Origin of the sequence: Sorangium sp. So ce381, from assembly GCF_051473845.1 — a bacterium.
GTDB lineage: Bacteria > Myxococcota_A > Polyangia > Polyangiales > Polyangiaceae > Sorangium > Sorangium atrum.
Window position 1 is genome coordinate 7,366,046 of sequence record NZ_CP150336.1, and the last position, 23,405, is coordinate 7,389,450.

14 protein-coding genes are annotated in these 23,405 nt (G+C 74.4%); 6 read left to right on the forward strand and 8 right to left on the reverse strand.

The window, feature by feature from the left end; genetic code table 11:
* Positions 1-52: 52 nt before the first annotated feature.
* From WMF29_RS27450 to WMF29_RS27470, 5 genes are all read right to left on the reverse strand, one after another.
* Complete coding sequence (locus tag WMF29_RS27450; protein ID WP_437323096.1) at positions 53-655, reverse strand: hypothetical protein; 603 nt, start codon at positions 653-655, stop codon at positions 53-55.
* A gap of 58 nt (positions 656-713) precedes the next feature.
* Positions 714-4,043, reverse strand: a complete 3,330-nt coding sequence (locus tag WMF29_RS27455) for a hypothetical protein (RefSeq protein WP_437323097.1) — start codon at positions 4,041-4,043, stop codon at positions 714-716.
* A gap of 147 nt (positions 4,044-4,190) precedes the next feature.
* Positions 4,191-7,403: a hypothetical protein gene (locus WMF29_RS27460; RefSeq protein WP_437323098.1), complete on the reverse strand. Its 3,213-nt coding sequence runs from the start codon at positions 7,401-7,403 to the stop codon at positions 4,191-4,193.
* Between the two features lie 204 nt (positions 7,404-7,607).
* The gene (locus WMF29_RS27465) at positions 7,608-9,050 is read right to left on the reverse strand and encodes a sigma 54-interacting transcriptional regulator (protein ID WP_437323099.1); all 1,443 of its coding nucleotides are present in this window, start codon (positions 9,048-9,050) and stop codon (positions 7,608-7,610) included.
* A gap of 162 nt (positions 9,051-9,212) precedes the next feature.
* Positions 9,213-12,407 (reverse strand): hypothetical protein, encoded by a 3,195-nt coding sequence (locus WMF29_RS27470; protein ID WP_437323100.1) that lies wholly within the window; start codon positions 12,405-12,407, stop codon positions 9,213-9,215.
* A 246-nt stretch (positions 12,408-12,653) separates the two neighbouring features.
* Here WMF29_RS27470 and mug point away from each other — a divergent pair, with 246 nt between their 5' ends.
* Positions 12,654-13,166 (forward strand): G/U mismatch-specific DNA glycosylase, encoded by a 513-nt coding sequence (gene mug, locus WMF29_RS27475; RefSeq protein WP_437331175.1) that lies wholly within the window; start codon positions 12,654-12,656, stop codon positions 13,164-13,166.
* 181 nt (positions 13,167-13,347) lie between these two features.
* Here the strand turns inward: mug and WMF29_RS27480 are convergent, their stop codons facing one another.
* Positions 13,348-13,854 (reverse strand): hypothetical protein, encoded by a 507-nt coding sequence (locus WMF29_RS27480; RefSeq protein ID WP_437323101.1) that lies wholly within the window; start codon positions 13,852-13,854, stop codon positions 13,348-13,350.
* Positions 13,855-14,246: 392 nt separating this feature from the next.
* Between WMF29_RS27480 and WMF29_RS27485 the strand changes: the two genes are divergently transcribed.
* From WMF29_RS27485 to WMF29_RS27500, 4 genes are all read left to right on the forward strand, one after another.
* A complete protein-coding gene (locus tag WMF29_RS27485) occupies positions 14,247-16,700 on the forward strand; it encodes a PAS domain S-box protein (RefSeq protein ID WP_437323102.1) in 2,454 nt (817 codons plus the stop codon).
* Positions 16,701-16,829: 129 nt separating this feature from the next.
* Positions 16,830-17,402, forward strand: a complete 573-nt coding sequence (locus WMF29_RS27490) for an OmpA family protein (RefSeq protein ID WP_272094017.1) — start codon at positions 16,830-16,832, stop codon at positions 17,400-17,402.
* Between the two features lie 358 nt (positions 17,403-17,760).
* Positions 17,761-18,267, forward strand: a complete 507-nt coding sequence (locus WMF29_RS27495; protein ID WP_437323103.1) for a YtxH domain-containing protein — start codon at positions 17,761-17,763, stop codon at positions 18,265-18,267.
* A 10-nt stretch (positions 18,268-18,277) separates the two neighbouring features.
* Positions 18,278-18,826, forward strand: a complete 549-nt coding sequence (locus WMF29_RS27500; RefSeq protein ID WP_437323104.1) for a hypothetical protein — start codon at positions 18,278-18,280, stop codon at positions 18,824-18,826.
* A gap of 373 nt (positions 18,827-19,199) precedes the next feature.
* Here WMF29_RS27500 and WMF29_RS27505 read toward each other — a convergent pair whose 3' ends face one another.
* Both WMF29_RS27505 and WMF29_RS27510 read right to left on the reverse strand, forming a co-directional pair.
* A complete protein-coding gene (locus WMF29_RS27505; protein ID WP_437323105.1) occupies positions 19,200-20,318 on the reverse strand; it encodes a CBS domain-containing protein in 1,119 nt (372 codons plus the stop codon).
* Between the two features lie 433 nt (positions 20,319-20,751).
* Positions 20,752-21,933, reverse strand: coding sequence for a mechanosensitive ion channel family protein (locus tag WMF29_RS27510; RefSeq protein ID WP_437323106.1), 1,182 nt, complete (start codon positions 21,931-21,933; stop codon positions 20,752-20,754).
* 407 nt (positions 21,934-22,340) lie between these two features.
* On the opposite strand from WMF29_RS27510, the gene WMF29_RS27515 reads away from it, so the two are divergent.
* A complete protein-coding gene (locus tag WMF29_RS27515) occupies positions 22,341-22,937 on the forward strand; it encodes a hypothetical protein (protein ID WP_437323107.1) in 597 nt (198 codons plus the stop codon).
* The last annotated feature ends 468 nt before the right edge of the window (positions 22,938-23,405 follow it).

Sequence of the window (23,405 nt, forward strand, 5' to 3'; positions counted from 1 at the left end):
CGAGAAGATCACCGCCAGCGTGGACGAGACGGCGACCGCCAGCGCGCGGGGCTCAGTCCGGGAACCAGAGCAGCGCGTCGGAGATGGGCTTGTAACAGGCCTGGCGGCCCGCCTCCTCGTTGTCGGTGCAGCTCGCGTTCTCGAGGCAGTCGATGATCTCGAAACGGCCGGTGGCGTTGTAGATGGTGGTGAACATCGCGCGCTGGGCCCCCTCGAGCTTGCTGAACGCGCTCTTGCACGCGGGGACGGGCACCCTCTCGCAGCGGGCCATGCGCGCGCAGCGGGACTCGATGACCTGCGCCGCCGTGGGCTCGTCCGGGTTGAGCTTGACGGCCACCTCGTCGTTGCACTCCAGGATGATCTGGCTCCGGTCCGGCGAGCTCTCGGTGGCGGCCTCCATGCGGCGCGAGAAGCAGCTCGTCATCGCGCGGAGGTACGTGGGCGACGCGGTCGGGTAGGCGGCCTTGCACGCGTTGAGGTGCTCCCAGGACGCGCCGGCGCGCTGGAGCTTGGCGAGCGCGGCGCACCACTCGGCCTGGGCTGCGATGACACCGTCGCGATCGGGGAAGCTGGTGGGCCGCTCAGAGCAAGCGTTCAGCTCAAGCATCGACGCGGCCACCGCGATCGGCAGGGCCAAGGATCGAAGGGCGGGCATGGGCGGACCCTAGCACGAGAGCCCCGCCGACGCGGAATCTCCGGATGCTCGCCGCCCGTCATGGCCGGTTTGGCAGAAGCTCGCAGCGGAGTCTCATGCCCCCGCCGCCGCGGAGGGCCGCGGCGCCGCCGGGGCCGAAGACCACACCGAGGTCCAGCCCACCCCGGGCCGCGGCGCGGATCTCGATCGCCTCGACGCACAGGGCGCCGGGGCCGCCGGCGAGCAGCGCGGCGCCGGGGGCATCCCCGTCGAACAGCGGCGCCCCGCTCCTCGAGGCCACCCGCAGCGCGGCGGGCAGCTCGGCGATGAACCGGTGCGACGGTCGCGCGCCGCCGCAGCCGCCGGCGCCCATCTCCGCGAGCGACGCGAGGGTCCCGAGCGGCTCGAGCGGGCCGACCTGGCCACGGGCGACGTCGATCGACCCCGCGACCACCTCCCCCGAAGCGACGGAGTAGCCGATGAGGGCCACGCCAGGAACGTCGAGCCGGCGGCCCAGGGTGAGGCGGGCGCCCGCGAGCTCGGGGACACGCGCGAGCCCGAAGGCCGGGAAGGTGCCCTGCCGCACCGCGACGACGAAGCTGCGCCTTCCGGCGTCGAGGGCGAGCAGCTCGCCGCCCGGCAGCTCGACCGCGGCGGCGATCGTGCCGGCGTGGTCGAACGGCAGCAGCGCAGGCGGCTCGGCGCCCGCGCGCACGCGGAGGCCGCGCCGGCCCTGCGGCCCGCTCGCGTCGAACAGCAGCAGGAGATCCGCAGGCGCCCTGGCGCCGGGCGCGAGCAGCACGGGGACAGCATCGCCGGACACCGCGCCGAGCGAGCCGTCGCGGAGCGACAGGCGGCGCGGCACTTCGGCGCGCGCGAACGGCAGGAGCACGCTCGCGGTGAAGGTGCCGTCGCGGAGCGCGCCCAGGGGAGAGGACGGGGCGGTCGACAGCGAGACGACCGGGAGCTCGCCGCCGGTCAGACGGGCCGTCGCGGGCTCGCCGCCTGCCGCGGGCATGCCCCGGGGAACGCGGCGATCGGGGAGGCGACCCAAGGCGCGCGGCGCCGGGGCGGCCGACGGCGGTGGGAAGGAGGACGGGTCGTCGTCGAGGCGGCAGGAAACGAGCGGCGGAGGGGAGGCGCGGAGGGCTGGGTTCGCCGCAGGAGCGAAGGGCGGCGCGCTGCGCGGCGAGGGCGGAGGGCCGCCCCAGCCGAGGCGGACGAGGCCGTGCTCACCCATCGCGCAGCCGATCGGGGAGCACGCGAAGGGGGCGCCCTCGTCGAAGGGAGGCTCGATCTGGCGTGCGGGCGGGCCCTCGGCCGGGCGCCACGAGCGGCCGCCGTCGGTCGACTCGAAGAAGGCCGGCGGGTCGTCGCCGGTGGCGGCGAGCGCGAACCGCCCGCCGACGACGACGTTCTGGACGCCCGCCGGGAGGGGAAAGACGGTGACGCCGCCGCGCGCGTCGATGCGCAGGCCGGCGATGCGGCCGCCGCGGCGGCGCGAAAGCAGCCGCTCCGCTCGACGGGCGCGCGCGGGAGAGCCCGCCTCCGGCAGCGCCTCGCGGACGGGCGAGACGCCGTCGGCCTCCTCGGGCAGGTGCAGCCAGCCGCGCACGGCGCCGTCGTCGTCCTCCCAGAAATCGGTGTCGATGAGGCGCGGCGATGCGGCATCGCCGGACCCCGGGAAGGCGCCGCCCACGAGCGCCGGCAAGGTGCCGCCCGCGAGCGCCGGGTCGCGATCGCGCACGCGGACCACGCGGACGCCTTCGGGTGGACCCACAGGACGACGTTGGCGCCCGCTCACGGGGGGGCCGAGGGGCGACCTCCGCGGCGCGCCGTCCTCCTCCTCTATCTCGGAGGTCCGGCGCCCTTCGTCTTCGTCCTCCTCGGAGGGCCGCGGCCCCCTCGGCGCCTCCAGCACGAGCGCGGTGACGGTCCCGCGCTCGCCGACGATCCAGCGGTAGAGGCGGTCGGCGTCCTCTCCCTCGATCCGGCGCTCGACCCAGCGGCCGCCGCCGACGCGCACGCACACGCGCGCAACGCCTTGCTCTGCGGGCTCGCGGCTCTCGGCGTCCTCTTGCGGCTCGTCCGGCGCCGGCCGCGCAAAGCGCCGGGGCCATGGCGTCTCGTCGTCCGTCGGGACGACGTCTCCCGGGCTCTCCGGAAAGTCGTGGAGCCCAGGGGGAACGCTGCCGCACCGGCCGATGAAGGCGAGGCGACCGCGATCGTCGCCGACGAACGCGCCCGGCGAGCTCGCGATCGGATCGGGGCCTCGGCTGCGGGGCGGGAACGTGGCCTCCAGCCGTGGCGCGGAGAGCGTCGTCTCGAGCCGGAGCACCTGGGCGGCCTCGTGCGCGCACGCGAGCAAGACGTCGTCGCCCGACCGGAACGGCTGGCAGCGCGCATAACTCGGGTCGAGGCTCTCGATCTCCGCCTGCGCGAGGGGCTGGGCGGTCGCCGCCGCGAGCACCGCGAGGCCGCCGTCGCGAGCGACGAGCAGCCTGCCGCCAGGGAGGAGAGCGCCTGTGGCCGCGGCCAGCGCGACCCCCGCCGGAGCGAGCGCGCGGACCGAGGTGGTGCCGAGCGGCAGGTCCCGCGCAGGCGGGAGAGAGAGCGAGGCGCTCGGCCCGGACCGCGGCGGAGCGGGCACCGCGGGTACGAGGCCGGCGGCGCTCACGTGGAGCGTGGCGCCGCCCGACGGCCCGAGGAGCGCGACCGCTCCGCCGCCGTCCTGCTCCTCGAGGAGCGACGTGGCGAGCCCGCGCGTCTCGAGCACGTCGATCCAGGTAGCGCCCCCGTCGAGCGTGACCGAGGCGCGGCCGACCAGGTCGAGGCGCGCCGCGCGGCGCGCGTCGACGGCCACCGCGTCGACGACGCCCGCGGCGCCGAAGCGGCGAACGGCGAGCGTGGAGGGATCGATCTCGAGGAGCCCCCGATCGCTGCGCAGGAGGATCGTGTCGAGGTACGGCCGCGCGCCGCCGGGAGCGCCGACGTCGGCGATGGGCGCGAGCTCGCCGAGGAAGTCGGCGGCGCGGTAGACGCGGCCCTCGGACCACAGGAGGAACCCGCCCCCGAGGCGCGCCGGGATCGACCGGAACCCGCGGAGCAGCTCGGCCGCGGGGGCGTCGGCGAGCACGACGCCGCCCTCGAGGCGCACGCGGCGCCCCTCGAAGAGCGCGGGCTCCGGGCGGGGCGCGGGCGCGCGTTCGCCGTCCCCGGCGGCGTCGAGGAGGACGCCGATGTCCTCGGTGAGGACGTAGCGCGCAGGAGAGAGCGGCAGCGGGTCGGCGAGCGCGGCGGCCCGAGGCTGCGCAGGCCGCGGTGGGCGCTCCGGAGCGGCGCTGCACGCGGCGGCGAGGGAGAGCGCGAGGAGCACGCCTGCGCGGGAGGGCATCGCGGCGGCGCTCACGCGACGCATTCTAGACCATCTGAAAATCCACTGCAGGGTGCTCCTGGACGGGCAGACGGTGCGCCGCGAACGCTGCGCCCTCCGCGGCGCCCCGCGCGGTCCGGGGCCGTGCGCCGCGGCCGAGAGGACCGAGAGCGCGCGCTCAGCTCAGCGCACGCTCACGACCGCCTTGCACTGCACCGGCTGCCGGCTCTCCTGGCCGTACAGGACGAGCGCGAGCGTGCCGCCGCCGGCGCCCTGCGCCGGCTCGCTCCGCCGCGCCGCCGCGGGGCTCGGCCCGCCGCGCCCGCGCCGATCGACGAGCCCGCCGTGCGCGCCGAGCGGCACCGCGGGAGATGGCCCCGCGAAGCGCGCGATGAGCTTCTTCACGACGCCGGGCGGCTCGTAGAAGCCGAGGCCGCCCTCGTAGCGCTCGTCGCGCACGACGAGCTCCACGGCGTCGAGGCACGCGCGCTCGCGCGACCACCGGATCACCGCGACGCCGGCTGTCCCGGCCGCGGTGATCCCCGGCAGCGAGCCGGGCACCAGGCCGATCTCCGTGTCGAACGGCAGGACCACGCGCGCCTCTCCGGCGCGCGGCGCGCAGGCAGGGTCGCTGCCCGCGCCGAGCGCGCCGAGCGGGGCGAGGGCTTCCTCGGGGCCCAGGGTGCCGAGCACGGGGTCGACCGGCGAGAGCACCGCGCCGCCGTCTCCCGCCACCGCCACGAAGACGGGCGCGCCCGCGCCCGCGCGCGCGCCTGCGCCGAAGGTGAAGCGCGCCCGCTGCGCCGCGGTCGCGCGCGCGGTGCGCTGCACGTGAAGCTCCCGGATCGCCGGAGGCGGCCCGCCGCCCCCGGGCCGCGCGAGAGGAGCCCCACCGCGCGCGCCGCGGAAGTCGACCGAGCTCACCGCGAGGCCGTCGTGCCGAGGGCTCAGGAACACCGCGCGCTCGCCGAGATCGACGCCGATCGCGGGCTGGGGGGCGCAGCCGCCGACCGGCCGCGTGACGCGCGCGGCGTCCAGCAGGCCGGCGAGGCACGCCTCCGCGGGGCCGGCCGCGACCGGGGCCACGCGACCGTCGCGATCGATCACGAGCCCGACCTGCGCCTCGTACGGCCGGTACGCGAGCTGGAGCAACCCGGCGCTCGCGAGGGGCACGGTGGCGCGGTGGATCTCGGCGTGCACGTCGAGCGGCGCGATCCACGCGAGCTCCGCGTCGGCAAAGGAGGGGCCCGGCAGGCCGCCGCTGCCCGACAGGCCGACGCTGCCCGACAGGCCAACGCTGCCCGACAGGCCAACGTTGAACGACGGCAGCCTCAGCATCCCGAGGGTGCCGAGCCGCAGCGTGCCCGCCATGCGCGACGGCGGCGCGGCGACGGCGCCGAACCCGGACGACTCCGGCACGCGCGCGGCGTCGAGCGGCCCCGCGAAGCTGCAGGCGAGCCGCGCGAGGGGCGGCGGCGCCGGAGGCCGCGCCGCCCTGTCGCGATCGGGCGGGGGCCGCGCGGCGGGCGGCTCCGCCAGGGCCGCGCCGGGCGGCGACGCGGCGCGGCCTCCGCCGCCGCCGCCGGAGCGCGGGGCCGACGCCCACCCGAGCCGGAGGAGCGTGCCGAGGCTGCAGCCCACCGCCGAGCAGGCGTTGAGGCGCGCGGCCCCGCCGCCCGGCGGCGGCGCGACGGGCACCCACCGCTGCCCTCGATCGATCGTCTCGAAGAGCCCGCCGTCCTCGGTCTCGGCGAGCGCGAAGGGGCCCGACGCCGCGATCGAGCGCGCGCGCGCCGGCACGGCGTGGCGGCGCAGCCGGCCGGCGGGGTCGATCGTGATCGGCGCGGGATCGGCCGCGTAGCCGTGCACGGGGAGCCAGCCCTCGATGGCGCCGTCCGCGCGCGCGGCGAGCGCGCGCGAGAGCAGCTCCGCCCGCTCGTCGCCGTACGGGGGCAGGAGGAGCGGCGGCTCGCCCCGCGCGAGCCGCACGACGCGCAGCGCGCCGCGCACCTCGACGCGCTCGCCGTCCGGCAGGAACGTGCCGGGGCGCGCGATGAGGGCGACCGCGCCCCCGCCTCGGCGCGGTATCCAGGCGAGGACGTCGGTCGCGTCCGCCGCGTCGAGGCGGTGCTCGACCCAGTCTCCCGGCCCGCGCCGCACGCAGAACACCGCGCTCTGTTGCGTCGAGTCGCCGCCGAGCGCCCCTTGAGAGAACGCGCGGAGATCGATCCGCGGCCTCGGCGGCCCCTCGCAGGGCCCCACGTAACCGAGCGCCTCGCCGTCGACGCCGACGAAGCGATCGGTCTCCCGCGCCGGCTCGGGCAGGAGCTCGAACGAGCGCTCGACGCGGAGGGCGCGCGCGTCGCTGGAGAGGTCGACGACGCTCGCGCGCTCCGGGCCGGCGCAGACGGCGAGCAGCGCGTCGCCCGCGCGGAACGGCGCGCACTCGCCGCTGCCGGGCGGGAGCGGCGCGACGGACGAGGCGCGGCCGGTGGCGAGGTCGATGCGGCCGATGAGGCCGTCCACGGCGAGCGCCGCCCCGCCGTCGGCGAGCGGCAGGCCCGAGGCGACGGCGTCCGCGAGCTGCTCGAAGGGCGCGCGGCCGGGCCACCCGGGATCCACGCCGGCCGCCGGCGGCGCGCGCCGCGCGCGGGGCTCGCCGAGGCGACCGCTCGGCTCGAGGGCGCGCTCGAGGCCGAAGGCCAGCGACGCGACGATCTCCTCGCCGCGGACGTCGAGCGCGATCGCGTCGCCGAGCTCCGCCGTGACGTCGCGGTACGACGCGCCCCCGTCCAGCGTGAGGAGCGCGCGCCCGAAGACGGTGAGGCCGAGCGCGCGCCGCTCGCTGGCCGCCGCGGCCGCGACGAGGGACGGCGAGCCGAGCGGCCGGAGCGCGCCGCTCGCGCCCTGGACGACGAAGCTCCCGGCCGCGGTGAGCAGCCCGATGCCGTCCAGCCATGGGAACGCGCTGGCGACGTCGCCCGGCAGGGTCGCGAGCTTGCGGAGCTCCCCGCCGAAGCTCTCGGCGGCGTAGATGTCGCCGCCGCTCCAGAACAGGTAGCGCGCGGCGTCGACGGCGGCCGCGCCGGGCCGGGCCCACGCGGGGAACGCCGCGCCGCCGGCGAGCACCACGCGGTCCGCGCCCAGCGGCTCGAGCCGATCGAGGCCGTGCAGCTCGGCGCGCTGGCCGTTGACGATCGCCCTGTCGACCTCCCGGCCGCCGATGACCACGCGTTCGACCAGGCCGACGAGGTAGGGCTGCGCGACGTACCGGGCCGGGCCGAGCGCGACGGTCGCGGTGGCGCGGGGAGGCGGTTCGAGCGCGCCGGGCGGCGCGGCCGCCGGCTCGGCCGCACCGCACGCCGCGAGCGCGAGCGCGGCGAGGAGAGGGGCCACGACGTCCAGTCTCAGGCGGGCAGGATCCATCCCGTGCGGTGCTCGGCGCGATCGAGGGCAGACCGCTCAGCGCCTGCGCTGCAAGAGGCGGTGAGCGGGCATGATCTGGAGCTTGCGGGTGAGCGGGCTTTCGGCGGTCATACGGGTGCAGGTCGGCCTCGGCGGGCGCGAGCGCAGCCGCTCTGCGCGGCGCCGAGCGCGATGCTACCCGCGAAACGCGTCGGCCTTGAGGTTGTATCGCCTCATCCAGCGGTGCACCTGCACTCGATCTCTCCCCAGCACGCGCGCCACGGCGGCGACGTTCCCCTGGTGCCGCGCGAGGAGATCCCGAAGCACGCTCTCCTCCGGGGTGGTCCTCGGCGGCAGCGGCCCGCCCGGCGCGGACGCCCCGTCCTCCGCAGGCTCCTCGTCGTACTGCGGGTAGACCGTGGCGCGGGAATCCTCCCCGAGCTGGCTCGCGAGGGCAGCGCCCCGGGCCCCGTACGTCTTCATCCGATCGCGGATGCTGTCGCTGAGATCCTGGACGCCGAACTCGGCGCCGCGATCCGCGGCGGCCCAGCGCTTCAGGAGCGCCTCGAGCTCCCGCACATTGTAGGGAAAATCGTGGTGGAGCAGGGCCGTCATGGCGACCATGCTGGGCCGGATCTCGGACCGACCGTGGCGCGCCGCGAGCGCGGTGCAGAGCAAGAACATGTCTTCCTTGCGTTCCCGGAGGGCGGGCAGGGTCACGCTGTGCTCGTTCAGACGACCGAACAGATCGGCGCGGAAGGCTCCCGTCTGCTGGAGCTTGTCGAGATCGCGGTGCGTGGCGGCGACGATCCGCACGTCGATCCGCTCGGACTGCGTCCCGCCGAGCGGCGTGAACTCCTTCGACTGGATCACCCGGAGGAGCTTCGCCTGGGCTTCCGCCGGCATGTCCCCGATCTCGTCGAGGAAGAGCGTGCCCTCGTGGGCCGCGCGGAGGAGGCCCGCCCTGTCGCGGTCGGCGCCCGAGAACGCGCCGCGCCGGTGCCCGAAGAGCTCCCCCTCGACGAGGGCGGCGGGGATGGCGGCGCAGTTGACGGCCAGGAACGGGCCGCGCCGGCCGCTCCAGTCATGGAGCTGGTGGGCGAAGATCTCCTTTCCAGTCCCGCTCTCACCGCGAATCAGCACCGAGAGCTCGCTGCGCGCGATCTCGTACAGGCTGCGAGCGAGGCTCCGGGTCTGGTACCCGCCCACGATCCGCCCCATCGAGAAGCGCGGCGGCCCCTCCGGCACCTCCTGCGCATCGAGGGTCGCGCCGTCGATGCGGTAGCGGGCGTAGCTCTCGACGTCGCGCTCGACGAACTTGAAGATGGCGTCGCCGACCCGGACCTGGTCGAGGTGCGCGATGGGCACCTCCGTGACGAACTCGCCGTTGCAGAGCGTGCCGTTGCGGCCGCCGAGATCGGTCAGCACCCAGACGCCGCCCCGCCGCTCGATCCGGGCATGATGGCGCGAAGCGCTCCGCGTCGGTACGGACACATCCGCGGCCGGATCGCGGCCGAGGACCGAGCCTTGCTCGAGCACGGGGTACGCCGGCCGGAATTGCTCGTAATTGTCGGCGTAGAGCAACACGAGCCCCGCCCCGGCGCTGTCCTGCCGAGAGAACGGAGCACGAATTTGCATTGTCGCTGTACTATCGATGTCCTTTGATCGCTGTGTCCCGTCGCCGTGCATTGCAAATGGTGATGGTACCAACCTATCCGTCCGCAGGGCGCATCATTCGTCCGATCCGATCGTGCTCGCGGAGCGGTCTTGAGACGAGCTGATCCACATCCGCGCCGCGCCTCAGCCGTCCTCGGGCCGCGCGCCCACGGAGCACACGAGGCGCTGGGTCGTCGCCTGCGCTCGCAGCACGCCTTGTCCTGCGCCGGCGCCGGCGCCGCGCCTCTCCTGCCCGCGCGGGGCCGCCCACCGCGCGACAAGCGCCGCGCCCTCCGCACGCTCACCGCGCCGCCTCGAGTCGGAGGCCGCGAGGTGCAGCGCTTCGAGGCAGACGCGCTCGCGCCCCCAGCGCACGTGCGCGAGGCCCTGGTTCCCGAGCGCGAGCGCGGGCAGCGCCCTCCCATCGAGGCGCAGGGCGCGCTCCGGATCGAGCGCAACGAGCGCGCGCCACGCGCCCTTCAGGGCGCGGCAGCGCGCGTCGCTGGCCGCGGTCAGCGTCGCCCAGGGCGCGAGCGCGACCACCTCGCCCACGGTCCCCCCCATGCGGTCCAGCACCGCCGCGCCCGCGATCTCGAGGGCCGAGCCGTCGAGCACCAGCACGCCGGCCTCGCCGTCGTCGCGCCACGCGAGGGTCATCGGCCGGCCCCGGAGCTCCTCGCGGTCGAGCGCCACGAGGCGCGCAGGCCGCCGGGGCTCCGGCGTGTGCTCCTCGATGGCCACGCGGCGCCGGAGCTCGCCGAGCACGAGCGCGCGGCCCGGACCGAGCAGGAGACCCGGGGCCCGCCCCGGCGCGGTGTCCGCATAACCTCGGCGCGGCTCGAACGCAGGGAGCGCCCGCGCGCCCTGCGGGCCGAGCAGCAGCTCCCCCGCCTCGGCGAGGACGAGCAGCCCGACCTCGCCGCTCGCGGCGAGCAGCGGCATCGACGCGCTGCGCTTCCCGCGTTGACCGCCGCTCAGCGCGAGCTCGGTCGCGTTCAGCCGCAGCGCCTCGCCGCGCAGATCGAACGGCGGGAGGTAGAGCACGCTGTGCGTCCGGACCGCCGCGACCTTCGGGCCTCCCTTTCCCGGCGCCGCGGCGCCCTTGCCCGACGCCGCGCCGTTGGGCGGCGCCTCCTCGGGCGCGGCCTCCTCGGCGGGCGGCGCCTCCTCGGCTGGCCGCGCGGCGCGCCCAGGCGCCGGCGCGTCGGCGACGAGCTCGAGCGTCTCGCCATACGACGTCGGCACGGTCCATCGCTCCGAGCCAGCCTCGGGCGCGGCGCCCGGGCGCAGCGCCGGCAGCTCGATCGGCGCACAGGAGAGCGACGGCAGCGCTGCCGGCGGCTCCTCGATCCGGCCGGCGCCGCCCCCGCAAGCCGCCGCGTCCGCCGCGGCGGCGCCCGCGCGGCTTGCCTCCGCCGCCCCGCAGCCGAGGCCCGGCGCGGCGGCGATGGTCGGCGACAGCTCGCCCGCGCCCCAGCCGAGCCGCACCACGCCGCTCAGCGCACAGCCGAGCGCGGAGCACCCGCCCTGGAACGACGGCGGCGGCACCGGCGAGCGCCCTGCGGCGCGCCACGTCCGGCCGTGATCGAGCGTCTCGTAGAGCTCCGCGCCGGCCGTGACGAGCACGCCGCGGTCGCCGGTCACCACCATCCCCGCTGGATCCGGCGGCAGGGCGTGCGGCGAGACCGTCCCGTCCTCCGCGATCGTGACGCCCAGGCTCGCCTGCCCGACGGGATCGGGCCACTCGACCGACGACAGCCACCCGTCGACCCCGCCGTCCTCGCGCGCGCGGAAGCGCCTGTCGACGAGCGCCCGTGTCCCGTCGCGGAGGGGCGGCGTCCAGTACCAGCCGGGGAGGTGTCCGCGGAGCTCCACGACCCGCGCGCCCCCCTCGTCGCGGCCCCGCGGCGCCCCGGCCGGCGCTGGCAGCCGCGCGTCTCGCTCGCCCCTCAGCAGCGCGATCGCGCTCCCGTCCCGGCGCGGCGCCCAGCCGACCAGCGTCTGTGACTCGCCGACCTCGACCGCGTGCTCGACCCAGTCGCCCGGGCCGCGCCGCACGCAGATCCTCGGGTGGATCACGACCTCGCCGTAGCGGCGATCCCGCTCCTCGTCGCTGGCGACCCGCGGCGACGCCGCGCAGCCGCCGACGTAGCCGAGCGCGCCGCCGTCGTCGGCCACGAAGAACCCTTCGTCGCTGAAGGAGCGCTCCATCCGCGGCGCCTCGCCGCGCTCGGAGCGCAGGACGTAGCTGCCGTAGCCGTCGTAATCGTCCCACACGCAGAGGAAGAGCGGCCCGTCCTCCGCGGGCACGGGCGCGCAGCCCAGCCCGTCCGGGAGCCAGCCGGAGAACCGCTCGCGCACCGCGCCCGTGCTCACGTCGATCCGCGCGGCGCCGCCCTCGAACACCCCGAGCGCGGTCCCGTCGGGCAAGAGCGCGCCCGAGGAGACGGCCGCCGCGAGCGGCGCGAGATCGTCGAGGGCGAGGGCGTCGCGCGAGGCGGCCTGGGCGCCCGCGAAGAGCAGCTGGAACGACCCGCTCGGCCAGCTCGAGCGGAGGTCGCCGTCGGGCCGGCCGAGCGAGCCGTCCGGGAGGACGGCCACGCGCCCGAGCGCCGTGTCGAGCGCGAGCGCGTCCGGGGCGACGCTCAGGGCGCGCACGGCGAGCCCGAGCCGCTGGCCGGCATCGATCCACGTCCTGCCGCCGTCCGCCGTCGTCGCGGCGCGGCCGAAGACGTCGAGGCGCGCCGCGCGCGAGGCGTCCAGCGCGGCCAGATCGTGGATGGCCGGCATGTCGAGCGCCCGGCCCCGATCCTCGCCCGGCAGGAGCTCCCGCGGCCCCTGCTCCATGAAGACCACGACGCCTCGCAGGCCGTTGCGGGCGCCCCGCACCGCGCCGCCGCCGCCGAGCGCCACCTCCGCGAGCGGCCCCGTGAAGCCGCGCGAGCGGAACGCCCTGCGCCGGGTCCAGTGCAGGAAGCCCCCGCCGAGGTGGGGCGCGATCGCGAGCGATCCGACGACGGGATCGCCGGACGCCCACAGCTCGGCCTCCCACGCCGCCGCGGCGATGCGCCCGTCTCCGCCGAGCTCGATCCGCGCGCCCTCCGTGACGACGCGAGCCGCGACGGCCGCGGCCGGTCCGTCGTGCGTCGCCCGGAACACGCCCTCGGAGAGCGCCTGGAAATAGCGCGCCCCCGCCGGGGCAGCGCTGGCGGCGCCGGTCGCGCCCGGCGCACGCGCGGCCCGAGCAGCCCCCGCGCCGCTCGCCGGGCTCGGCTCGGGCGCACGCGCGCAGGCGGCCGCGAGGAGAGCCGAGATCAGACCGAGGGAACGCACAAGCATCCGGGGAAAGCACGACGGTATCCGTTGTCGCGCCCCCGTCCAGGGTCGATCCACGTCCTCCCCCCGGCGGCCGCGCCCGTCGTCCCCGGCTCCCGCGCTCCTCGCCTCGGCTCCCGCGCTCCTTCATGCAGCGCCGTCGTAAGCTGCAGCCGCGGCGCCCTGCGCCCGCCCGGAAAGCCTGTGTACTCCCCTCCCCGACCTCGACGACCCACCCGCGACGAGCTCCTCGCCGCCGCCGGCAAGACGGTGCCGGACGTCATCGCCCCGGACCTCGATGTCCTCTTCTGCGGCATCAACCCGGGCCTCTACACCGCCGCCGTCGGGCACAACTTCGCCCGCCCCGGCAACCGGTTCTGGCCGGCGCTGCACGCCGGCGGGTTCACCGATCGCGTGCTCTCCCCGTTCGAGGAGCGCGAGCTGCTGAAGCTCGGGGTCGGGATCACCAACGTGGTCGAGCGCGCGACCGCGTCGGCGGACGAGCTGTCCGCCGAGGAGCTCGCCGCGGGCGGGCGGCGGCTCGAGGCCACGGTGCGACGCTACCGCCCTCGCTTCCTGGCCGTGCTCGGGATCGGCGCCTACCGAGGCGCGTTCGGCAGGCCTCGCGCCGTGCCCGGCCCCCAGACAGAGACGCTCGGCGCAACGCGGCTCTGGGTGCTGCCGAACCCCAGCGGGCTCAACGCCAGCTATCAGCCGGACAGGCTCGCGGCGATGTTCCGCGCCCTCCACGAGGCGGTCACGTCGACCGGGGCCTCGCCGTGAGCGGCGAACGCGCGCCGACGCCGATCCCCTGAAAGGCAGGATCCAGCGTACCGTCGCCGCCCCGCGCGACGTGCGTCGTGCGCCGACTCGGCTCTTCCGCTTCAGGCCAGCTCAGCGACCGCCATGACCGACAGACAGGCGGTCTCCCGGCGCGCGCTCGCGGCGTCGCTCGCCGGCGCGCCTACTCGGGCAGCGCGCTCGCCTCCTCCTGAGGCACCTTCGCGCGCGCCCTCCGGGCCTCTTCCCGGACGGCGGCGAGGCCGGGCGGCCCCTCGGACGATCGCCCGCCGCGGTTGCTCACCGCGGCGAGCCACGCGAACGGCGAGTCCGGCGCGCTCTGCGCGACGAGGAGGACGGCGCGGGACGCGTAACGCGAACAGCCGTCCTCGCACACGGGCAGCACGAGGCGGAGCCCTCCGCCGCCACCTCGGCTCACGAGGGGCGCCACGCGGAGCTCCGCCGGAGGCGGCGACAGCACGGCCATGATCGTGCGCTCCATCAGCTCGACGAACGTCGCTCCAGACATCGCAGGCGGCTCGGATGTCGGCGTCCCCGCGCGGTCCGCCGCGTCGAGCCGGCCTGGCGGGAGCGCGAAGAGCCCCGCTCCGTCGGCCGCCGCCGCCGGCGAAGTCGGCAGCGCGCCCACGAGCGCCCCCACGAATGAAGCCAGCTTGAGTCCGAATCGCATACCTGCTCCCTCTGCGGCATCGTCTGCGGCACATCCAGCAGGCCCCATGCCAGCCACGCGCGGCCGCCCGCCCCGTCGCGGCGCCCCATCCAGCACGGTCCGCTCCGCTCGCCGCGCGTGACGGATCGCCACAGCGTGGCGCGCGGAGGCCCGATCCCGCGCGGCCTTGTCGCCGCGCGCTGGAGACGCCGCGGCGAGCCGGAGATGACTGCTTCGAGCGCGTCGAGCAGGCGAATGGCCCTCGCCGGCCGAGCGCCGCTTTCGCTTGCCAGAAGGTCCGGGCGCCGTTAACCGTCTTCGTCATGCCCGACCGAAAGCCAGGGCTGAGCCCGCTTCAGGTGAAGTCCTCTGTCCTTCCGGGCGCTCCCCTCCCGTCCGCTCCTTCCGAGCCCGTGGCGAGCATTCTGCTCGTCGACGATCACCGCGCCAACCTCCTCGCCCTCGAGGCCGTGCTCGATCCGCTGCGCCAGCGGCTCGTCACCGCGCAATCCGGCGAGGAGGCGCTCGAGCACCTCAACCGCGAGGAGTTCGCGTTGATCCTCATGGACGTGAAGATGCGCGGTATCGACGGCTTCGAGACGGCCGCCCGCGTGAGGGGGCTCGATCGGGCGAGGCACACGCCGATTATCTTCATCTCGGGGCTGCCGGAGGACGAGGACCGACGGTATCGCGGCTATCGCGAGGGCGCGGTCGATTATGTCGTCAAGCCGTTCAATCCCGACATCCTCCGCGCCAAGGTGGCGGTCTTCGTCGAGCTGCACCGGAGGGCCGAGCAGATCAAGCGGCAGGAGGCCGCGCTCCGCCAGCTGGAGCGCCAGGCGAGCGACGAGGTGTTCCGGCGCATCATGGACACCAGCATGATGGGCCTGCTCTTCAGCGACTACGAGGGGCGCGTCATCGAGGCGAACGACTGCTTCCTGTCGATGATCGGCTACACCCGCGAGGACCTCAAGGCGGGGCTGCTCAGCTGGCAGGAGCTCTCCCCGCCGGAGTACGAGCACGTCCACCACGACGCGGTCAACGAGCTGAGCCTCCACGGCGTCACGAAGCAGTTCGAGAAGGAGTACATCCGCAAGGACGGCAAGCGCGTCGCGGTCCTCGTCGGGTCCGCCCGCATCGAGACGCAGCGGCGCAACCTCACCTACGTGCTCGACATCAGCGAGCGCAAGCGCGCCGAGGCCAACGTCAGCCTCCTCGCCGGCGCGGGCGAGATCCTCTCGTCCTCGCTCGACTTCCGCGAGACGCTCGGGCAGCTCGCCCGGCTCGTCGTCCCGCTCCTCGCCGACTGGTGCGCCGTGGACATCCAGGGCCAGGACGGCGCGATCCAGCGCGTCGCCGTCCAGCACACCGACCCACAGAAGGTGGAGCTCGTCCGCCAGATCGAGCAGAGCTATCCTGTCGATCCCGCGGCGAGCCGCGGCGTGCCGAAGGTGCTCCGGACGGGCGAGGCCGAGTGGGCCTCCGAGATCCCGGACTCCCTGCTCGTCGAGAACGCGCAGGACGAGGAGCACCTCCGGATGGCGCGCGAGCTCGGCCTCCGGTCGTACCTGGTCGTGCCGCTGGCGGCGCGCGGCCGCGTCCTCGGCGCGATCACGCTCGCGCACGCCGAGTCGGGCCGGAATTACACGAAGGTCGACGTGCAGTTCGCCGAAGAGCTCGCCCGGCGCGCCGCCCTCAGCGTCGACAACGCCCTCCTCTTCGAGCGCGAGGTCACCGTGCGCAAGGAGGTCGAGACGCTCGCGGAGGAGCTGAAGCACAGCGAGGCGCAGTTCCGGCTGCTCGCCGAGACGATGCCGCAGCTCGTGTGGACGAACCGCCCGGACGGTCACCACGAGTACTTCAACCGGCGCTGGTACGACTACACGGGGCTCACCGCGGAGGAGACCGGCGGCGAGGGCTGGAGCCGGATGATCCACCCCGAGGAGCACGAGCGGGCGATCGAGGCCTTCCGGGAGGCGCTCCGCACGGGCGAGCCGTACGAGAGCCAGTGCCGGCTCCGGCGCGCGGACGGCGTGTACCGCTGGTTCATCGGCCGGGCGGTCGCCGCGCGCGACGGGTCGGGCCGCATCGTCCGCTGGTTCGGCACGTACACGGACATCGACGATCAGAAGCGCGCCGAGGAGGAGCGGCAGCGGCTCGTCCAGGCGCTGGAGCGCAGCAACAAGGAGCTCGATCAGTTCGCGTACGTCACGAGCCACGACCTCAAGGCGCCGCTCAGGGGCATCGCCAACCTCTCGCAGTGGATCGAGGAGGACCTCAACGACAAGATGACGGCGGAGAGCCGCAAGCAGCTCGATCTGCTCCGCGGGCGCGTCCACCGGCTGGAGAACCTCATCGACGGGATCCTGAGCTACTCGCGGGCGGGCCGCGCCCGCGAGAAGCCCGAGGCGATCGACGTCGGCAAGCTCCTCCGGGAGATCATCGAGCTGCTCGCGCCCCCGCCGGAGACGCGTGTCGAGATTGTCCCCGACATGCCCGTCCTCGTCACGGAGCGCGCTCCGCTCCAGCAGACGTTCCTGAACCTGATCGGCAACGCGCTGAAGCACGCCGGGGGCACCGATCCGGAGGTCCGGATCACCGCGCGCGACGCCGGCCCGTTCTGGGAGTTCTCGGTCTCCGACAACGGGGCGGGCATCGCCCCCGAGTACCACGACCGCATCTGGGGCATCTTTCAGACGCTGAAGGCGCGCGACAAGGTCGAGGGCACCGGCATCGGCCTGTCGGTCGTGCAGAAGATCGTCCTGAGCAAGGGCGGGCGCGCCTGGGTCGAGTCCGCCGTCGGCGCCGGCGCCACCTTCCGGTTCACCTGGCCCAAGCTCGAGGCCAGAGAGCCTTCATCCCCCTGATGACCCCGCCTCGAGCGCGGGGCGTGGCGCGCGGCGACACGGCTCGATCGCTGGACAGGCACGGAGCTTGAACGACCCCCTCGGAACACAAGGCGGCTCATCACGGCCGACCTCGAAAGGAGGGTTCTCATGCTGTCGATGTCCAACCTGCCCAGGCTCTGCCTTGGCGCGCTTGCGCTCTCGCTGTTCACCGCGTGCGCCGCGGCCCCACCCCCGGAGCAGGCTCACCCCGAGCCGAGGTTGCCCAACCCCGGCCCGGATGGAGTCTACAAGGTCGAATGGCCCGATCTCAGGGAGGGCGAGGATCGGTTCATCGGCCTCACCCTCGGGGCCGACATCGCCGACGTCTGCCGCCTGCCCAAGACGAGCTTCGCCTTCGACTCCGCCGAGCCGCTGCCGCAGGAGCACGTGGAGCTCCGGGCGCTCGTCGACTGCCTGCTCTCCTCGGGCCTCCAGGGCGCGAGGATAGAGCTCGTCGGCCGCGCCGATCCGCGCGGCACCCAGGCGTACAACCAGGATCTCTCGCTCCGCCGCGCCGCGCGGGTGAAGGAGATCCTCGTGAAGGAGGGCATCCCTGCGGATCGCATCACGACGCGCGCGACGGGCGACGCCCAGGCCGTCGGAGCTCAACCGATGTACTCCTATGGCTATGATCGCAGGGTCGACGTCGCGCTGATCGGCGTCGCCCACGCCCCCCGGTGACGCGCGCGTTCGCCCGCTCGGCGGACGCGGCTCGGGGCCCCTGCCGCAGCGGCGCAGCCGCTGGATCTCCCGCTCTCCGCGGGCCTGCTCTCCCCTCTCCTCCCCTGATCCCATCTCTTCCGTTGGCGACGGGGCCGCGCGCCACGACCCTTGGTTCACGGGCGCTCGTCTCATGGCATGCGTTGCGCCCGAGGCGCGTCACGACAGCTGTGGCGTTTCGTCACGCTCGCGCCACGCCGAGGGTGCGCGGCCTCGGAGATAGGCGCTCTGGACGCGAGCTCTCGGTTGGTCCGGGCCCTGCAATGGTTTCCTGACACGAACCGGCGGATGTCGTGTCCGTCACGAGGAGACAAGAGCCATGACGAACCGAATGAGCAACGCGGTGGGGACTGCGAAGGGTGTGGTCGAGTCGGCGGCTTCCGGAGCGGGCGTCGCCGCCACGGCGGCCAGGACGACGGCGTTCGACGTCGCGAAGGCGATCGCCGGCGTCGCCGCCACGGTCGGGGCGCTCGGCTTCGACGACGTGCTCGGCTGGGTCGGGCTCGCGCGCAAGCGGAGCCCGCTCACGGCGCTCGGCCTCTTCGGCGCCGGCCTCGCGGTGGGCGCGGGCGTGGCCCTGATGCTCTCGCCGACGTCGGGCGAGGCGCTGCGCCGCGAGCTCCTGACCCGCCTCGACGGCCTGAAGCGCCAGGCGACCCGCGGGGTCGAGCAGGCCGAGCGCAAGGTCCAGGACAAGGTCGGCAACGCGGTCGACGCGGTGAAGGGCGCGGTCGCGCCGTCCGAGACGAGCTCTGCGAACTCGCATTACGGCATCGAGGGAGCTGGGCGGACCCACGGCGGCGAGAGCGGCCATCACCTGAGCTGAGGCGCTTGCCGTGTGGCTCGAAGCCATCATCACGCGGGAGGATCTCGCCCAGCTCTTGGGCGAGTTCCTCCCTGTGAAGATCCACCTGGACGACGACGAGACGACCGATCGCTGGCTGTACCTGGGCAAGGCGACCGAGATTGCCCTGGCCGATGAGCTGGGCTTACGGGTCACCTGCCCTGCGGAGCTCCAGTGGTCCATCGCGGGCGTCAACCCCACCATCCGGCTCGATGAGCTCAAGGTGCTGATTTGCCCCGAGATCATCGAGAGGAACAAGGGGAACGTCCTTGCGTTCAACGTAGAGCTCGAGGAGGCGGACATCCGCGGCATCCCCTCGATCCTCGATCACACCGTCATGAGGGCGGTCAACGCGGCGCTCGCGAACAAGCGGCCTGAGTGGAACTTCACGAAGACGCTCACGCACACCGTGGGTCTCCCCTCCAACCTCGATCCCATCGAGGGGCTGCACATCGGGGTCGCCTGGGGCAAGCGCCGCATCAGTCAGGACGCGCTCGTGCTCGTGGTCTCCTTCAAGCTCAATTTCGTTCGAGGCGATTGAGCTCCTGAGCTCCGCCTCTCGATTCCCGACGAGCGCCCCGCCCCCCTCTCCGGGTTGGCGGGGCGCGTTGCTTGAGCGTCCTTGTGTCCGGAAACACGCTCGCCCCTTACGTCCCGATCCCGGAGGGGGCCGGGCATCCCGCCGAGCCCCCCACCATCGGTCGCCAACGTGAACGTTTACGTGGTCGTGAACGTTTACGTGGTCGTGAACGTTTTCGTGGTCGTGGTCGTGGTCGTGGTCGTCAACGATAGGCCGTGAACGGCCACGACCACGACCACGACCACGAAAACGACCACGTAAACGTTCACGACCACGACCACGTAAACGTTCGGATGTAGGAGGACGCGGCGCGAAGCTTGGTTAGCGCCTATGACTATCCGACCTGAGGAGCCAGGTGAATCCTCCCGAGCCGCCCCCCCCGCCCGCGCGTGAGCGCGCCCGCGATGTCCGAGTGCTTCACGAGCCCGAGGTAGCTCTCTCCGTCGAAGACGGCGACCACCGGCGTGTTCTTCTCGATCATCTGCCGCCCCACCTCATTGAGCGGCACGTCCGCCGCCACCCGGGGCAGGTCGCAGCGCATGATCCACGCGATGAACGACCCTTCCTGGCCGGCGGCCAGCGCGCGCATGACATCCGTTCGCGTCACGATCCCGATCACGCGGTCCTCGTAGACGACCGGGAAGTCCGGCTCCTGGCTCGCGAGGATCCGCCGCGCGGCGTCGCCCACGAGCTCGCCAGGCCACAGCTGGACCGCCCTGCCCTCGCTCGGATGTTCTTCGGGCGGCGCCACGGGCGCCATCACCGCCTGCGCCGCGCTCCACTCCCGCCGCGCCTCCACGAAGAGGAGCGCCGACACCGCGGCCACGACGAGCTGACCGCCGAACAGGCCCATGAAGAACAGCACCGCCGCTGCCGCTTGCCCGAGCGCCGCCGTCATCGACGTCGCGAGCCAGGCGCCGGTGAGCGGTGACAGCGCCTCGCGCAGCGCGCGCCCGCCCTCGAGCGGCAGCGCCGGCAGCAGGCCGAGCAGCGCAATCCCCAGGTTCGCGCTGGCGATCCACACGATCGCCGCCTCGCGCGACGGCGCTTCGGCGGCCTGAAGAACCGAGATCCACCCGAGCTCGCCCACCCCGCGCTGGGCCTCGACGGCCAGCACGAAGAGCGCCCCGAGGGCCACGTTCGCCGCGAGGCCGAGCGCGCGGCCCTGCGCCCGTCCCCCGGCAGGACGCGAGCGGAGGGCCATCGGGCCGAGCGGCGAGAGCTGGACCTCCCGCAGCCTCAGCCCGAGCAGCCTCGCCACGATCCCATGCACGAGCGCTTGCAGCGCCGCGCACCCGAGCAGCGCCGCGCCCAGCGCGCAGCCGAAGAGCGCGCCGCTCCACCCGTGCCGCGCCCCCCACTGGAGCGCCCCTATCGGGAGCAGCAGGCCGAACGCCGCGTGCGCAAACACATCAACACCGCCGAGCCGCGTGATCCTGATGACCGACTTCATGGTGTCTTGCTCCTGGGGTTCCCGCGCAGGCACCTGCACATGGCGGGAGGCGCAGTTCCGACGTGCCACTGCCTCCTCCCCCGGGGCGTGGCGAACACCTCGTCGCGCGATCGACGGCTCGGCTGACGGGCACTTGTCCCAGATCTTTCTGATTTTACTGCAAATCACGTGCCGGTTTCCTGCGCCTCGCTTGCAAGGGAGCGGCGCGCGGAGCCACTCCTGGCGGTCAGAGCGGGCGTGACTGGCCTGAAGGGCTGTTCCGCCGCGTTGGTGGTCCTCATCGCGTCAACATCGCCTCAACCGAGGCGGTGCGCCTGCGGCAGAGCCTGGACGGGCCTGCGGCGCACCCGAGGGCGCAGCGGATGCGCCGGGCTCATCGCACCTCGCCTGAACGCCGCGGTGTGGCGTTCCGCGACATGGTGGGCGCATACCGTCACGGCGCCGCATCGGGCAGCCTGTCGCCCGCTCCAGCCCGGCGTGTGCGGCCCGAGGCCGGACCACGACCCTCCGCCGCTTCCATGACAGAGGAGGTCCGGGTCAAACGCTCCTGCGGCAGGTACGCGCCGCTCTCGAGCTCCTGGACCCAGCGGAGCATCTCCTCGCGAAGCCAGCACCGCAGATCGAACAGCTGCCCAGGATCGCGCGCCGAGACGAGCAAACGCACCTCGATCGTGCGCTCTGTCACATTCGTGACTTGAACCGCCTTCACGCGCTCATCCCAGAGCTCGCTGCTCGGGAGGATCGACTCGAAGTGCCGCCGCAGGGCGTCCACCGGGGTCCGGTAATCCACGTAGATCTCGACGGTGCCCAGCTTCTCCGACCCGTGCTTCGTCCAGTTCTGAAACGACTGGTCCAGGAGCCTCGCCGTCGGGACGATGAGCCGCCGCTCGTCCCAGATCTTCACGACCACGTGGGTCAGCCGGATCTCCTCGATCGTCCCGAACTCGCCGTCCACCACGACCTTGTCGCCGAGGTCGATGGGGCGGGTGAACAGGATGTGGAGGCCCGACAGGATCGCGCCGACCGGCTTCTGCGCCGCGAGGCCGAGCACGACGCCGGCGATGCCGGCCGACGCCAGCAGCGAGACGCCGACGTTCCTCACCGCCTCGAAGTTCATGAGCACGAGCGCGCCCGCCACCATCACGATGAGCACCCGCGCGACCCGCTCGAGCACGCGAGCCTGGGTGCGCAGCCCGCGGGACGACTCGCTCCCCTCCTTGAGATGACGCAGGGCGCGCGCGTCCAGCACCTCCGTCAGGATCCCCACGATGCGCATCAGGAGCCACGCCACCCCGCCGATGAACAGCGCCGAGAGGAGCGACCGCAGATCGGTCACGAGGCCCTGGCCGATCCGCGTGAGCTTGGCGAGCCCCGCTGTCAGGACGACCCCGAGACAAAGGGTCACGGGGCCGATTGCCGCGTCGAGTGTCTTTTCGTCCCACGGCGTCGCGGTCCGTCGCGCGACGACCGAACCGCCGCGCCGAAAGACGCCCGCGGCGATCCGAGCGAGCCCGAAGCCGACCGGAACGCTCGCCGCGACGATCACCCACGGCCACACGCCATCACCCGGGATCCCCAGCCGGGCGCCGAGCGATTCAAAGTTCGAGTTCTGCATGCGTCCACTCCTTCACCAGCGCACCCGCGCCGCGCGCGCCTCCGTGGCCTGGAGCCCCGGGGACACGGGCCTCCCCGCCGCGCTCTGGAGAGCGGCGGGGAGGGCTGTGACCGAGCGAGGCGTGGCGGGCTCATCCATCGTGTGTGCGGCGTCCCCACGGCACAGGGCGTGCCGCCGGACCCTCCCCCGCGCGTCCAGCCGGATCTCCGCCGCTCGCCGAGCTGAGCTGGCGAGGACGGATGGAGGCACGCGCGCCCCGTTGCGGCGATCTGCACCAGCGCCGCTCGACCCCGCCGGGTGCGTGCGACCGACCCGAGCGGCGCGGCATGCTGTGTGCACGCTGGATCTGCAGCGGAGCCGACGGGGCGTCGAGATCGGCTGAAGAAACGCGGCAAAAGGACTCGTTTATGTCAGAGCGCAGAAGCCAGGTCGATGATTTCACTCGGCTCACCGAGGAGGATTTCACGCGGCTCACCGAGGAGACGGAGCGGCTCGCGAGGCACGTCGAGGACCTCCGGCACCGGATCGCCGCGACGACCGCGAAGCGCCGCGCGTCCTCCGGCACGCTCCCTGCGCAGAGCGCCGCCCCGTTCGCGCCGCCGCACGGGTCCCCCTCGGAGCGGACGCACAACGCGACCCCGGAGCGGCCGTGCGACGCCGCCGCGGAGCGGCCGTATGACGCCGCCCAGGAGCGGCCGTATGACGGGCCGCCGGAGCGGCCGTATGACGCCGCCCAGGAGCGGACGCACGACGCGGCATCGGAGCGGCCGCTCCGCGGAGCGACGGAGAGGCCGCCCCCCCGTCACTCTCCCTTTCCTGAGCGCACCTCGTGCCTCGCGAACGTGTCGCGGTGGCTGCCGCCGCTCAGGACCGGGAGAGACGCCATGGAATCGGGCGTCCATGAGAGGGTGGGAGAGGCAGGGCGTTACAGCATCATCACGCCGCGCAACAAGCCGAGCGATCTCCCGACGAGGCGCCGCTCGCCCAAGTCCGACGTGGCCTGAGGCGCCGACTCGGAGGGTAGCCGCGCCGGCGCGAGGGGCCCCCTGCCCCGGTGTGCCGCCGCGGCTTCACGCGCGCGCTCGGCCCGATAGAACGCGGCGAGCACGCGCGCCTTGCGCGCTGCACGCGCGCGCCCTGCGCGCTGCGCGCTGCGCGTGGCGCGAAGCTTGCGCGGCTGAGCGCCTGCGGTGTAATACGAACACATGCTGCTGCGCGGTGGGAGCAGAAGCGCATGGCCGACGTGCCATGAAGCCTGAACCCGAGGGGACCCCGACGGCCCCCTCGCGGTCGGCCAGCGAGGGCCCCGCTCCTCGGCGGCGGGAAGCGTCGCGCGGCGCCCGAGCGCAGCGTCCATCGATGAGACCGCCGTCCAGGCGAGAGGGCCTGTCCTCCTGTCGTCCTCTCGCGCGGCGCCCTGGGATCACGCCGGGGCGCCTGGTCCGACGGCCTCGAGCGCTCCGGCGTCCCTC

Bases quoted from the DNA above. Each gene is read 5' to 3' on its own strand.
- WMF29_RS27480 (WP_437323101.1), bottom strand. From the start codon at position 13,854: ATGCGATTCGGACTCAAGCTGGCTTCATTCGTGGGGGCGCTCGTGGGC.
- WMF29_RS27450 (WP_437323096.1), bottom strand. From the start codon at position 655: ATGCCCGCCCTTCGATCCTTGGCCCTGCCGATCGCGGTGGCCGCGTCG.
- WMF29_RS27465 (WP_437323099.1), bottom strand. From the start codon at position 9,050: ATGCAAATTCGTGCTCCGTTCTCTCGGCAGGACAGCGCCGGGGCGGGG.
- WMF29_RS27505 (WP_437323105.1), bottom strand. From the start codon at position 20,318: ATGAAGTCGGTCATCAGGATCACGCGGCTCGGCGGTGTTGATGTGTTT.
- WMF29_RS27510 (WP_437323106.1), bottom strand. From the start codon at position 21,933: ATGCAGAACTCGAACTTTGAATCGCTCGGCGCCCGGCTGGGGATCCCG.
- WMF29_RS27470 (WP_437323100.1), bottom strand. From the start codon at position 12,407: ATGCTTGTGCGTTCCCTCGGTCTGATCTCGGCTCTCCTCGCGGCCGCC.
- WMF29_RS27515 (WP_437323107.1), top strand. From the start codon at position 22,341: ATGTCAGAGCGCAGAAGCCAGGTCGATGATTTCACTCGGCTCACCGAG.
- WMF29_RS27490 (WP_272094017.1), top strand. From the start codon at position 16,830: ATGCTGTCGATGTCCAACCTGCCCAGGCTCTGCCTTGGCGCGCTTGCG.
- WMF29_RS27495 (WP_437323103.1), top strand. From the start codon at position 17,761: ATGACGAACCGAATGAGCAACGCGGTGGGGACTGCGAAGGGTGTGGTC.